General features: G+C 69.3%; 14 protein-coding genes. 12 read left to right on the plus strand and 2 right to left on the minus strand.

Annotated elements, in window-relative coordinates:
* Nucleotides 1-17: 17 nt before the first annotated feature.
* Entirely contained in the window at nucleotides 18-467 is a 450-nt protein-coding gene (locus tag QE454_RS13410; protein WP_307460664.1) for a MarR family winged helix-turn-helix transcriptional regulator, read from the plus strand.
* Nucleotides 468-572: 105 nt separating this feature from the next.
* Here QE454_RS13410 and rpsT read toward each other — a convergent pair whose 3' ends face one another.
* Both rpsT and QE454_RS13420 read right to left on the minus strand, forming a co-directional pair.
* The gene (gene rpsT / locus QE454_RS13415; RefSeq protein WP_210074874.1) at nucleotides 573-833 is read right to left on the minus strand and encodes a 30S ribosomal protein S20; all 261 of its coding nucleotides are present in this window, start codon (nucleotides 831-833) and stop codon (nucleotides 573-575) included.
* Between the two features lie 119 nt (nucleotides 834-952).
* Nucleotides 953-1,675, minus strand: a complete 723-nt coding sequence (locus QE454_RS13420; protein WP_307460661.1) for an alpha/beta fold hydrolase — start codon at nucleotides 1,673-1,675, stop codon at nucleotides 953-955.
* 212 nt (nucleotides 1,676-1,887) lie between these two features.
* On the opposite strand from QE454_RS13420, the gene lepA reads away from it, so the two are divergent.
* The 11 genes from lepA (at nucleotide 1,888) to era (ending at nucleotide 12,896) form a co-directional block, all read left to right on the plus strand.
* Nucleotides 1,888-3,732, plus strand: coding sequence for a translation elongation factor 4 (gene lepA, locus QE454_RS13425; protein ID WP_307460658.1), 1,845 nt, complete (start codon nucleotides 1,888-1,890; stop codon nucleotides 3,730-3,732).
* Between the two features lie 25 nt (nucleotides 3,733-3,757).
* Nucleotides 3,758-4,402 (plus strand): DUF1990 family protein, encoded by a 645-nt coding sequence (locus QE454_RS13430; RefSeq protein WP_210074880.1) that lies wholly within the window; start codon nucleotides 3,758-3,760, stop codon nucleotides 4,400-4,402.
* Nucleotides 4,402-5,619: a radical SAM family heme chaperone HemW gene (gene hemW, locus QE454_RS13435; RefSeq protein ID WP_210074882.1), complete on the plus strand. Its 1,218-nt coding sequence runs from the start codon at nucleotides 4,402-4,404 to the stop codon at nucleotides 5,617-5,619. The genes QE454_RS13430 and hemW overlap by 1 nt, the downstream gene beginning before the upstream one ends.
* A gap of 84 nt (nucleotides 5,620-5,703) precedes the next feature.
* Nucleotides 5,704-6,744 carry a heat-inducible transcriptional repressor HrcA gene (hrcA, locus tag QE454_RS13440; RefSeq protein ID WP_307460653.1) on the plus strand — a complete coding sequence of 347 codons (1,041 nt, stop codon included), beginning with the start codon at nucleotides 5,704-5,706 and terminating at the stop codon, nucleotides 6,742-6,744.
* A 62-nt stretch (nucleotides 6,745-6,806) separates the two neighbouring features.
* Nucleotides 6,807-7,931 carry a molecular chaperone DnaJ gene (dnaJ, locus tag QE454_RS13445; RefSeq protein WP_210074886.1) on the plus strand — a complete coding sequence of 375 codons (1,125 nt, stop codon included), beginning with the start codon at nucleotides 6,807-6,809 and terminating at the stop codon, nucleotides 7,929-7,931.
* Nucleotides 7,932-7,933: 2 nt separating this feature from the next.
* The gene (locus tag QE454_RS13450) at nucleotides 7,934-8,668 is read left to right on the plus strand and encodes a 16S rRNA (uracil(1498)-N(3))-methyltransferase (RefSeq protein WP_307460650.1); all 735 of its coding nucleotides are present in this window, start codon (nucleotides 7,934-7,936) and stop codon (nucleotides 8,666-8,668) included.
* A gap of 147 nt (nucleotides 8,669-8,815) precedes the next feature.
* Nucleotides 8,816-9,163, plus strand: a complete 348-nt coding sequence (locus tag QE454_RS13455; RefSeq protein WP_307460649.1) for an HIT domain-containing protein — start codon at nucleotides 8,816-8,818, stop codon at nucleotides 9,161-9,163.
* Nucleotides 9,164-9,212: 49 nt separating this feature from the next.
* The gene (locus QE454_RS13460) at nucleotides 9,213-10,235 is read left to right on the plus strand and encodes a PhoH family protein (protein ID WP_267789409.1); all 1,023 of its coding nucleotides are present in this window, start codon (nucleotides 9,213-9,215) and stop codon (nucleotides 10,233-10,235) included.
* Nucleotides 10,232-10,699 (plus strand): rRNA maturation RNase YbeY, encoded by a 468-nt coding sequence (gene ybeY, locus QE454_RS13465; RefSeq protein ID WP_210074894.1) that lies wholly within the window; start codon nucleotides 10,232-10,234, stop codon nucleotides 10,697-10,699. The genes QE454_RS13460 and ybeY overlap by 4 nt, the downstream gene beginning before the upstream one ends.
* Nucleotides 10,696-12,006 carry a hemolysin family protein gene (locus QE454_RS13470; RefSeq protein ID WP_307460647.1) on the plus strand — a complete coding sequence of 437 codons (1,311 nt, stop codon included), beginning with the start codon at nucleotides 10,696-10,698 and terminating at the stop codon, nucleotides 12,004-12,006. Before ybeY ends, QE454_RS13470 begins: the two co-directional genes overlap by 4 nt.
* Nucleotides 12,003-12,896, plus strand: coding sequence for a GTPase Era (gene era / locus QE454_RS13475; RefSeq protein WP_267787197.1), 894 nt, complete (start codon nucleotides 12,003-12,005; stop codon nucleotides 12,894-12,896). The genes QE454_RS13470 and era overlap by 4 nt, the downstream gene beginning before the upstream one ends.
* Nucleotides 12,897-12,949: the final 53 nt, after the last annotated feature.

Here is a 12,949-nt window from a genome sequence, read left to right on the forward strand (position 1 = left end):
ACTCGTACACTTGCCCCATGGCTGAGGGCACCTCGATCACCGCGCGACTGCTGAGCGACCGGCTCGGCCCCCTCCGCCGCGCCGTCTCGCGGGCTTCCCGGTCGTCCGCCGGTCTGCCCGACATCCCCGATGCGCAGATCGAGGTCATGCGCTGCCTTTCGACGACCGGTACCCGCACCCCGTCGGAGCTCGCCGACGCGCTCGGTCTCGCGCGGTCGACCGTCAGCAACCTGCTGTCGCAGATGGAGCGGAGCGAACTCGTCGAACGACGTCTCGTCTCGGGAGACGGGCGCCGCACCCAGGTCGGGCTGACCCCCCTTGCCGCCGCGCGACTGCGCGCCTTCGACGACGCCGCGACCGCGGTGCTCGTCGCCGCGCTCCAGGATCTCCCCGACGGCGATGCCGCGGCCATCGCCGCGGCCCTCCCCGCACTCGAACGCCTGCACGACCGCGTCGTCGACCGGTGAGCCGACGCGGCCGATGCGGGCCGCCGGAGGTCGAGCCAGATCAGGTCGACGCATAGCAAAAGGCCCGCCCCGCGCAATGCGGAGCGGGCCTCGAGAATCGGCGACTCAGAGAGCGGCGACCGACTTCGCGATGGCCGACTTGCGGTTCGCGGCCTGGTTCTGGTGGATGACACCCTTGCTCACGGCCTTGTCGAGCTTCTTGGTCGCGGTGGCGAGCGCCTTGAGGGCGGCTTCCTTGTCACCGGCGACGACGGCCTCGTTGGTGCGACGCACGTGCGTGCGGAGTTCGCTCTTGACGGCCTTGTTGCGCTCGCGCGCCTTTTCGTTGGTCTTGTTGCGCTTGATCTGCGACTTGATGTTCGCCACGTCGAGGGTCTTTCGTTTGAGTGAGTATGGGATTGTGCCGGGCGAGCGGTAGAGGGGCGCTGCACCGGCGATCGTGGAGGTCGGGAAAAACCCCACACGCAAGCCAAGGACCGAGTCTATCAGGTCGCTGCCTCGATCGTGGTGAGCGCCACCTCCAACAGCGTGTTGAACACGCGCGGTCGCATCGCCGTGACGAGGTGCGTCGTGCGCGGGACCACGACGAGCTCCGCGTGGCGCGCGACGGCGAGGAACAACCTCTCGTTCATCCGCAGTTGGTCCCATTGCCCGTTCACGAACCACAGGGGCACGTCGATCCGGCGGAGGGATGCCAGCAGGTCGAGCGTCGAAAGCGAAGCGAGGGCCGTGTCCTGCGCGTCGAAGGCGTACCCGCCGGCTCCGAAGTCAGGCCGCGTCTCCGGAGGGAGCGTGCGATCGAGCACGCGGTTCGTCAGGCCCAGGCCGCGATCGGGGAGGCTGTCGAAGCGTCGCGTGAAGAACCGGTAGGCAGACAGCCCGATTCCGCGGGGGATCGAGGTGCAAGACGCCGCCACGAGCCCCGCCACCGGAGGCCGATCCTCGCCGCCGACGTAATCGATGCCCAGCAGCCCACCCATCGAGTGCCCCACCAGCAGCACGGGGCCGAGCGTCGCGGCATCCCGAACCGCGCCATCGATCGTCGCGAACGCCGCATCGAGCGAGAACACCTCACCCCGGCGCGTCCCGTGCCCGGGGAGGTCGACGGCGGTGACGGGCGTACCTCGGTCTCGCAGATAAGCAACCTGTGCGCGCCACATCGTCGAAGACGTGCGGATGCCGTGCACGAGCACGACCCGGACCGCCACGGCATCCATCGTAGAAGCGCGAGAGCCGCCGGGCGCCCAGGCCCCGCTGCGTCGAGATCACGTAGCCTCGCCCAGGTCACACGACGTACCGTGTGGCTCTGCCCAGATCACGTGATCTCGCGTCAGAAGCAGGGCGCCAGAAGCACCGGATGCCGGAACCCGGAGCACCCGCGGACGGGGATGTCGGCGCGCCACCGTAGAATCGACGGAACATGTCACCGCGCGCCCTGAAGCCCCTCGAGCCGTCTGCCACTCCGCCGGAGCAGATCCGCAACTTCTGCATCATCGCTCACATCGACCACGGCAAGTCGACGTTGGCCGACCGCATGCTGCAGATCACCGGCGTGGTCAGCGACCGCGATATGCGGGCGCAGTACCTCGACCGCATGGACATCGAGCGTGAGCGCGGCATCACGATCAAGTCGCAGGCCGTGCGCATGCCGTGGTCGACCACCCACGGCACCTTCGCCCTCAACATGATCGACACGCCCGGGCACGTCGACTTCACCTACGAGGTCAGTCGGTCTCTCGCCGCCTGCGAGGGCGCGATCCTGCTGGTCGACGCCGCTCAGGGCATCGAGGCTCAGACGCTGGCCAACCTGTACCTGGCGCTCGAGAACGACCTGACGATCATCCCGGTGCTGAACAAGATCGATCTGCCCGCGGCCGACCCCGACAAGTACGCCGCTGAGCTCGCCGGCCTCATCGGCGGCGACCCTGCCGACGTGCTGCGCGTCAGCGGGAAGACCGGCATGGGCGTTGAGGAGCTGCTCGACCTGATCGTCGAGAAGATCCCGGCCCCGGTCGGCAAGGCCGACGCCCCGGCACGCGCGATGATCTTCGACTCGGTCTACGACGCCTACCGCGGCGTCGTCACCTACGTGCGCATGATCGACGGTTCGCTGCAGCCGCGCGAACGACTGCAGATGATGTCGACCGGCGCGACGCACGAGGCCCTCGAGATCGGCGTGTCCAGCCCCGAGCCGGTGCCCACCAAGGGTCTCGGCGTCGGCGAGGTCGGTTACCTCATCACGGGCGTGAAGGACGTACGTCAGTCCAAGGTGGGCGACACGATCACGACGCACCGCAAGCCCGCCACCGATGCGCTCCCCGGCTACACCGATCCGAAGCCCATGGTCTTCTCGGGCATCTACCCGATCGACGGCAGCGACTACGCCGAGCTGCGCGAGGCGCTCGACAAGCTCAAGCTCTCCGACGCCTCGCTGCAGTACGAGCCCGAGACCTCGGTCGCCCTGGGCTTCGGCTTCCGCTGCGGATTCCTGGGCCTCCTGCACCTCGAGATCATCACCGAGCGTCTCTCGCGCGAGTTCGGGCTCGACCTGATCACCACCGCGCCGTCGGTGACGTACGAGGTCACCACCGACACCGGTGAGACCGTGTCGGTCACCAACCCCAGCGAGTACCCCGACGGGCGCGTCGCCTCGGTCTCGGAGCCGATCGTCAAGGTCGGCATCCTGCTTCCGAAGGATTACGTCGGCACCGTCATGGAGCTCTGCCAGACGCGCCGCGGCACCCTGCTCGGCATGGAGTACCTCAGCGAGGACCGCGTCGAGCTGCGCTACCACATGCCCCTCGGCGAGATCGTGTTCGACTTCTTCGACCACCTCAAGTCGCGCACCCAGGGTTACGCGAGCCTCGACTACGAACCGGCCGGTCAGCAGACCGCCGACCTGGTCAAGGTCGACATCCTGCTGCAGGGCGACAAGGTCGACGCGTTCAGCTCGATCGTGCACCGCGAGAAGGCCTATGCGTACGGCACGCTCATGGCCGAGCGCCTGCGCAAACTCATCCCGCGCCAGCAGTTCGAGGTGCCCATCCAGGCCGCGATCGGTGCGCGCATCATCGCGCGAGAAACCATCCGCGCCATCCGCAAAGACGTCCTGGCCAAGTGCTACGGCGGTGACATCACCCGAAAGCGCAAGCTCCTCGAAAAGCAGAAAGAGGGCAAGAAGCGCATGAAGATGGTGGGCCGCGTCGAGGTTCCGCAGGAGGCGTTCATCGCCGCCCTGTCCGGCGACGTTGAGACCAAGAAGTAACGCACCACACCGAGAGGGGTGAACCATGCGCAGGCAGAACTTCACCGATGACACGGTCGACTACGCGGCTGTCGGCGCCACCCAGGCGCACGATCTGATGCAGTACCCGCCCGAGAACTCCGTTCCCGCAGAGGACGCGTGGCGCATCGGCAGCGGTGAGGAGCGCTTCGCCTCGGCGAGCGAGCTGCTGCTGTCGTGGGCTCCGCTGCGCACCGGCGAGCTGAGCATCAGCGATGTGCGCCCGGCATCGGGCGAGGGGTACTCGGGCGTCGGCTTCGACGCCGACGGCGCACCCGTCGCGCCCAGCAGCCTCGAGGCCGAGCAGCGTTTCGCCGCCGACGGCACGCCCTTCGTCAGCCCTGGGACGGGTGTCCGCCTGCATGGCAAGGTCGACGGTCACCGTGCCGACGCCGAGCTGCGCGTCATCTCGGTCTTCGAAGAACCCCGCCGCGTCGGGTTCATCCTCGGCACGGTCGGTCACTCGATCGTCAGCGGCGAAGAGCTGTTCGCGGTCGAGTGGCGCGACAACGACGAGGTCTGGCTCGTGGTCCGCGCGTTCGATCGCCCCACCGCTCCCACCTACCGCCTCTTCACCAGCCGCGTGCGCCGCCGCCGCAAGGCGCTGTTCGACCGGTACCTGCGCGCCATCTCGCCGCTGTACGCGTCCTGATGGGCGGTCCCCTCCCGCTCGGAGACCCCGCCCCCGTCGACGGACACCTACCGGCCGACCTCGACATCGACCCCACGGCCGATTTCGGTGTTTACCTGCACGTTCCCTTCTGCCGGGTGCGCTGCGGCTACTGCGATTTCAACACGTACACCGCGAGTGAGCTGCGCGGCGCCCGGCAAGACGACTTCGCCGACACGCTCGCCGCCGAAGTACGCCTGGCGGGGGGAGTGATGGATGCCGCGGGCGGCCGCCGCCCGGCATCCACCGTGTTCTTCGGAGGGGGCACGCCCACGCTTCTGCCGCCGGGGGATCTGGCACGCATGCTCGCAGCGGTGCGCGACGAGTTCGGGATCGACGCCGCTGCCGAGGTCACCGTCGAGGCGAACCCCGACACGGTCGACGACGCCGTCGCGCGCACGCTCGCCGACGCCGGAGTCACCCGCCTGTCGATCGGCATGCAGTCGGCGCGGCCGCACGTGCTCGCGGTCCTCGACCGCACGCACGACCCCCTGAACGTCGCCACCGCCGTGTCCGCAGCTCGCCGGGCCGGCCTCGACGTGTCGGTCGACCTCATCTACGGCGCGCCGGGGGAGTCGCTCGACGACTGGCGTGCGTCGCTCGACGCAGCCATCGCGCTCGAACCCGACCACATCTCGGCGTACGCGCTGATCGTCGAAGACGGCACGAAGCTCGCACGCCAGATCCGCTCGGGCGTCGTGTCCATGCCCGACGACGATCTGCAGGCCGACATGTACGAGCTGGCCGACGAGCTGCTCGGTGCCGCCGGGTTCGACTGGTACGAGGTGTCGAACTGGTCGCGAGGCGTCTCGCACCGCTCGCGGCACAACCTCGCCTACTGGCGCGGGAGCGATTGGTGGGGGTTCGGCCCCGGTGCGCACAGTCACGTCGGCGGCCTGCGCTGGTGGAACGTGAAGCACCCCGCGGCGTACGCGCAGCGCCTGGCCGCGCTCGAGTCTCCGGCCGCGGCGCGGGAACGCCCCGACGAGACGGCGCGCCGACTCGAGTCGGTGCTGCTGCGCAGCCGTATCCGCGAGGGGCTGGCGGTCTCGGAGATCCTCGGCGAAGGGCGTGAGGCGGTGGCATCCCTCATCGCCGACGGCCTGATCGAGGGCCGGGATGCCGTGAGGGGACGCATAGTGCTGACCCTGCGCGGGCGCCTGCTGGCGGATGCCGTGGTGCGAGCGCTCACGGTCTGATCCGCGAGCCCCCGGCACCGTGTCGGACCGATCCCGTAGAATTGGCACTCCGCAGATGCGAGTGCCAGACGGGAGGAGCAGCTCATGGTGTCGGAACGAGGCCTCCAGGTGCTCCGCGCGATCGTCCAGGATTACGTCGATACGCGCGAACCCGTCGGCAGCAAGGCGATCGTCGACCGCCACGCGTTCGGGGTGTCGGCGGCGACCATCCGCAACGACATGGCATTGCTCGAAGACGAAGAGCTCATCGTCGCCCCGCACACCTCGTCGGGGCGCGTCCCCACCGACAAGGGCTACCGCGTCTTCGTCGATCACCTCTCAGAACTCCGCCCGCTCTCGGGCGCCCAGCGCAGCGCGATCACCTCGTTCCTCGACGAAGCGGGCGATCTCGACGACCTGCTCGCCCGCACCGTCCGCGCGCTCACCCAGCTGACCGGACAAGTCGCGATCGTGCAGTATCCCTCGTTCGCCCGTGCCAACGTGACCCACGTCGAGCTCGTCGCCCTCGGCGGACCGCGCGTGCTGGTGATCCTCGTCACCGACACCGGCCGGGTGTCGCAACGGATCGCTCTCGTACCCGCCGAGCCGAGCGAGGCAGACGTCGTGCAGCTGCGCGCCCGCGTGGGGGCGGTGCTTGTCGGACGCAGCGTCGCCGACAGCTCGCACCAGGTGCAGGCGGTGCTCGCCGACGGACCACGGCCCGGTGTCGCCCTCGACGCGATCTCCGACGCGGTGCTGCGCATCGTGGGCGAAGAGCTCGAGGAGTTCCGCCAGGACCGCCTCGTCATGGCCGGGGCCGCGACGCTCGCCCGGCGCGAGTCCGACTTCCGCGGCAGCATCTACCCGCTGCTCGAGGCCATCGAGGAGCAGGTGACGCTCTTGCGTCTGATGAGCGAGATGGTCGCCGACGAGAAGGGCCTGTCGGCCAGCATCGGCCGCGAGAACGAGCCTTTCGGTCTCGTCGAGGCCTCGGTGCTGGCCAGTCGCTACGACGGCTCGACGGGCGGAGCGCGTGTCGGTCTGCTGGGCCCTACCCGCATGGACTACTCCTCCAATCTCGCGGCGGTCCGCGCCGTCGCGCACTATCTGACCCGGATGCTCGAAGACGACGACACGTCTCGCTGACGACGAACTCTCCGAGCACCCCACCCGAGAACGACCCCGCGCAAGCGGACAGGAAGGCGATTGTGGCTGACCACTACGAGGTCCTCGGCGTCGAACGCGACGCCAGCCCCGAAGACATCAAGAAGGCGTATCGCCGTCTGGCGCGCCAGCTGCACCCCGATGTGAACCCCGGAGACGACGCCTCAGAGCGCTTCAAGCTCGTCACCCATGCCTACGACGTGCTGAGCGACCCGGAGCAGCGTCGCCGTTACGACATGGGGGGCGACCAGAGCCCCTTCGGCGGCGGGGGAGCGGCCGGCTTCGGAGGCTTCAGCGACATCTTCGAGACGTTCTTCGGTGGCGGCGGTCAGGGCGGCGGCGGCCGCGGACCCCGTCCGCGTTCGCGTCGTGAGCGCGGCCAGGATGCCCTCGTGCGCGTCACCCTCGACCTGGGCGACGTCGTCTTCGGCACGCACCGCGACCTCGAGGTCGACACCGCCGTGCTGTGCGAGACCTGCCAGGGAGCCTGCACGCAGCCCGGCACCAGCGAGGTCACCTGCGACATCTGCCACGGCTCCGGCCACGTGCAGCGCACGGTGCGCAGCCTGCTCGGCAACGTCGTCACCAGCGCTCCCTGCAGTGTTTGCCAGGGTCACGGCACGACCATTCCGTACCCGTGCGGCACCTGCCAGGGGCAGGGGCGCGTGCGCGCGCGGCGCACGGTGTCGGTCGACATCCCCGCCGGTGTGGAGTCGGGCCTGCGCCTGCAGCTGCCCGGCTCCGGCGAGGTCGGGCCCGCGGGCGGTCCCAACGGCGACCTCTATCTCGAGATCACCGTCGAGGCGCACGATTCCTTCAGCCGAGAGGGCGATGATCTGGTCGCGACCCTCGAGGTGTCGATGCCGGATGCCATCCTCGGCACGAACACCACGATCCAGTCCCTCGACGGCAGCGTCGACCTCGAGGTGCGACCGGGCGTGCAATCCGGCGACGTCCTGACCATCAAGGGCCGCGGGATCACGCCGCTGCGGGGGAGCCAGCGCGGAGACCTCCGCGTCGGCGTGCACGTCGTCACCCCCACCCGCCTCGACCACAAGGAGCGCGCCCTCATCGAGGAGTTCGCGAAGCGCACCAAGGCCCCGAAGCCCCGCCTGGCCGAGCACCAGCAGGGCATGTTCAGCAAGTTCCGCGACCGCTTCCGGCACTGATCGTGGCACTGCACTTCGTCACCGACGATGCCGGTTCCGCCCGACCGGGCGACACCGTCGAGCTCACCGGCGCCGAGGCGCACCACGCCTCGGCCGTCCGGCGCGTGCGCGTCGACGAGGCGGTGACGCTCGGCGACGGTCGCGGTGTGTGGCTGTCGGGCATCGTGACCGCGGCGACCCCGAAGCAGGTCGACGTCCGCGTCACCGGGCGCGACGAGCTGCCCGCACCCGCTCCGCGCTTCGTGCTCGTCCAGGCCCTCGCCAAGGGTGACCGCGACGAACTCGCCGTTCAGGCAGCCACCGAGCTCGGTATCGATGCGATCGTGCCGTGGCAGGCAGCGCGAAGCGTCTCGCGGTGGGATTCGAAGGCCGAGAAGGGTCTCGCACGCTGGCGCGCCATCGTCCGTGAAGCGGCGAAGCAGGCTCACCGTGCCTGGATACCCGAGGTCCGGGCGGTTGCGCACACCGCCGACCTCGTCGAGGCTGCGGGCACCGCTGTGATCCTGGTGCTCGAGCCGTCGGCATCCGCTCGCCTCACCGAGGTGGCCGCGGAGGCGCCGGACGGCCGCGAGGTGCTGCTCGTCGTCGGCCCGGAGGGCGGGATCGCGCCCGAGGAGCTCTCAGCGCTCGTGGCGGCCGGCGCGCGGCTCGTGCGCCTCGGAGACACGGTGCTGCGGACCTCGACCGCGGGGGCTGCGGCGATCTCGGTGCTGTCGGCGGCATACGGGCGCTGGTGACGGCGTTTCACCTTTCCGCCCCGGCGCTTGCGGAGATCGAGGCCCGACGTCTCCGCCCCGACCTCCAGCCCGTGCCGGCGCCTCGGAGAGCGACGGATGCCGGAACCCCCGACCTGGGTGTCGGAGGCCGTCACTAGACTGGATGCTATGAGCGAACCGTCGATCTTCACGCGCATCCTGCGGGGCGAGATCCCCGCCGAGATCGTGGCCGAGACCGAGAACGCCTTCGCGATCCGCGACATCGCGCCGCAGGCGCCGGTGCACCTGCTCGTCATCCCCAAGACGCACCAGTACCGCAACGTCGTCGAGCTGGCCGCGGGCGATCCCGACCTGCTCGCCGAGATTATCGGGCTCGCCCACTCGGTTGCCGCCGCGCATGCCGACGGCGACTTCCGCCTCATCTTTAACACCGGCGAGGGCGCCGGCCAGACCGTCTTCCATGTGCACGCCCACGTCCTCGCGGGTGGCCTGAACGAAAAGAGCTTGGGTGGCTGATTCCGCCGAAGAGACCGTCTCTGACCACATCCAGGTCGACGGCGTGGCCATGGTGCAGCTTCTCGGCCCGCAGGATCGCCTCCTCCGCGTGGTCGAGAAGGAACACCCCGACGTCGACGTGCACGTGCGCGGCAACGAGATCACCCTGTCGGGCGCACCCGGTGCGGTGCGCGCGGCCCGCGGCCTCGTCGACGAACTGCTCAGCATGACCCGCTCGGGGCAGGGCCTCGACCCGTCCGACGTGTCGAGCTCGAACCGCATGCTCTCCGACGGCGGTCCCCGCCCCTCCGAGGTGATGGGCGAGGCGATCCTCTCGTCGCGCGGCAAGACCATCCGTCCCAAGACCGCGGGCCAGAAAGAGTACGTCGACGCGATCGACGAGAACACCATCGTCTTCGGCATCGGCCCCGCCGGTACCGGCAAGACCTATCTGGCCATGGCCAAGGCGGTGCAGGCGCTGCAGCGCAAAGAAGTCAACCGCATCATCCTGACGCGGCCGGCCGTCGAGGCGGGGGAGCGGCTCGGGTTCCTCCCGGGCACGCTCACCGACAAGATCGACCCCTATCTGCGCCCGCTCTACGACGCGCTCAACGAGATGATGGATCCCGACATCGTCCCCAAGCTCATGGCGACCGGCACGATCGAGGTCGCGCCTCTGGCGTACATGCGCGGTCGCACGTTGAACGACTCCTTCGTCGTGCTCGACGAGGCGCAGAACACCACGCCCGAGCAGATGAAGATGTTCCTCACGCGCCTCGGCTTCGGCACGCGCATGGTCGTGACCGGCGACATCACGCAGGTCGATCTCCCGCAGGGCGCCTCGGGACTGCGGCTCGTCACGCGCGTACTCGACGACATCGACGACATCCATTTCTCCCGCCTCACCAGCGACGACGTCGTGCGCCACAACCTCGTGGGCCGCATCGTCGACGCCTACAGCGAGTACGACGAGAAGCGCCTGGCCGCACGTCGCGAACGCGACGAGGCATCCGAATTCGCCACCCGTGCGGAGCGACGCGGCCCGAGCGCCGCCGGTCCCCGCGATCACCTCCCGAGACGAAACCGCTCATGACGATCGAGATCAACAACGAGTCCGACCACCAGATCGACGAGCAGGTCCTGCTGCGTCTGATGGAGTACAACCTCGCGGAGCTGCACGTCAGCGCCGACGCTGACGTGGCCATCGTGCTCGTCGACGAGGGCGCCATGGAATCCCTGCACGTGCAGTGGATGGACGAGCCCGGCCCCACCGATGTGCTCAGCTTTCCGATGGACGAGCTGCGTCCCGGCTCCGAAGACGCCCCCACGCCCGCGGGCTTGCTCGGCGACATCGTGCTCTGCCCGGCTGTGGCCGAAACCCAGGCCGTCGCGGCGAAGCACTCCACGCAGGACGAGCTGATCCTGCTCACGACCCACGGGCTCCTGCACCTCCTCGGCTTCGACCACGCCGAGCCCGACGAGGAGCGCGAGATGTTCGGCCTGCAGCGCGAGCTCATCACCGGCTTCCAGGCCGTCGAGCGCCAGCGCCGCGCATGACCGAGGCCCTGCTCCTCGTCGCCGCCTTCCTCCTCGTCGCCTTCGGCGGCCTGATGGCGGCATTCGAGGCGGCGCTGGGCGTGACTTCGCGCGTCGACCTGATCGAGCTCGGGTCGGGCGGCCGCAACGCGCGGTCTCTGCGTCGCATCGGCGACGACACGAACGCCCACGTCACCGCCGTCTCCTTCATCCGCGTCCTCGCCGAGACGACCGCGGCTGTGCTGGTCGCCGCGGCCTTCATGCTCATCTTCGACAACATCCTGCTCGCGGTCCTCGCGGCGGCCGTGCTGATGACGGGTATCTCCTTCGTCGCCGTCGGCGCGAGTCCGCGCTCCGTCGGACGGCAGCACGCTCGCGGGCTGCTCCGCGGGGGAGCGCCGGTCATCCGCGGCATGCGCATCCTGCTCGGACCCCTCGCCCACGGCCTCGTCGCGGTGGGCAACCGCGTGACGCCCGGTGTCGCCCACTCGACCTCGTTCGCGTCCGAGGAGCAGCTGCTCAGCATCATCGACGAGGCCGCCGAGAACGAATTGATCGAGCAGGACGATCGCGAGCTCATCCACTCGGTCTTCGACTTCACCGACCGCTACGTGCGTGAAGTGATGGTCCCCCGCACCGACATGGTGAGCGTGGATGCCGCGGCCACCTCCCGCGAGGCACTCGCGCTGTTCCTCGAGAAGGGCGTCTCCCGCATCCCCCTCGCCGACGACGAGGCGGACGACGTCGTCGGCGTCCTGTACCTCAAGGACCTCGTCCAGTTCGGCTTCCGTGACGAGGCCGGTTGGCGCGATGCCCCGATTCGGCGCATCGCGCGTCCGGCCGTCTTCGTCCCCGAGTCGATGAAGGCAGAGACCCTTCTCCAGCAGATGAAGAAGGACGCCGTGCACGTCTGCCTCGTCGTCGACGAGTACGGCGGAGTCGCGGGCCTGGTGACCCTCGAAGACCTGATCGAAGAGCTCGTGGGCGAGATCGCCGACGAGTACGACGCCCCGTCCACCGAGATCGTCGAGCTGGGCGACGGCCGCTACCGCGTGAACGCGCGTCTCGGCCTCGACGAGGTCGGCGACCTGTTCGGTCTCGAACTCGACGACGAAGACGTGGATTCCATCGGCGGCCTTCTGGGCAAGGCCCTGGGCCGCATCCCACAGCCGGGCGCGACGGCCGAGCACTCCGGTCTCGTCATGACCGGGGGCACCTCGCGCGGTCGCAACCGCGGTATCGCCACGGTGATCGTGGAGCGGGCTGAGACGATGGACGATGAAGACGCCGAGGCAGAGCCCTCGCCGCGTGAGAGGAACGACAGATGACCGACACCCGATCCGGCTTCGTGACCTTCGTGGGCCGGCCGAACGTCGGCAAGTCCACGCTGACCAACGCCCTGGTGGGCGAGAAGGTCGCCATCACGAGCGACAAGCCGCAGACCACCCGCCGCGCCATCCGCGGCATCGTCAACCGTCCCGGCGGTCAGCTCGTGGTCGTCGACACTCCCGGCATCCATCGTCCTCGCACCCTTCTCGGTCAGCGTCTGAACGATCTCGTCGAACAGGTGCTCGGCGACGTCGACGTGATCGCGTTCTGCGCCCCCGCGACCGAGAAGGTCGGTCCCGGCGATCGCCGCATCGCCGAATCGCTCTCGGGTTACCCGCGCGCGAAGAAGGTGGCCCTCGTCACGAAGACGGATGCCGCGACGCGCGATCAGATCACCGAGCGACTCATCGAGGTCGACGCGCTTCGCGAGGACTGGGCTGCGGTCATCCCGCTCTCAGCCGTCACGAACGACCAGCTCGACGTGCTGAGCGACGAGCTCCTCGCCCTCATGCCGGTCGGCCCCGCGCTGTACGCAGACGACGTCGTCACCGACGAGGCCCTCGAGGACCGCATCGCCGAGATCATCCGCGAGGCAGCCCTTCACGGCGTTCGCGACGAACTCCCGCACTCGATCGCGGTGACCGTGGACGACGTCGCTCCGCGCGAGGACAGCGACCTCACCGACGTCTGGGCGAACATCGTCGTCGAGCGCGACAGCCAGAAGGCGATCATCATCGGCAAGAAGGGTTCGCGCCTGGCCGACGTGGGAGCGCGCGCCCGCGCCGGCATCGAGCCGCTCGTCGGCGGTCGCGTCTATCTGTCCCTGCACGTCCGCGTCGCCAAGGAATGGCAGCGCGACCCGAAGCAGCTCGGTCGCCTCGGCTTCTGACCGCCCCTCTCCGAACCTGTCGTGCCCGGTCGCGGCTCGGCGGCGAACACCCG

The organism is Microbacterium sp. SORGH_AS_0454, from assembly GCF_031453395.1.
GTDB lineage: Bacteria > Actinomycetota > Actinomycetes > Actinomycetales > Microbacteriaceae > Microbacterium.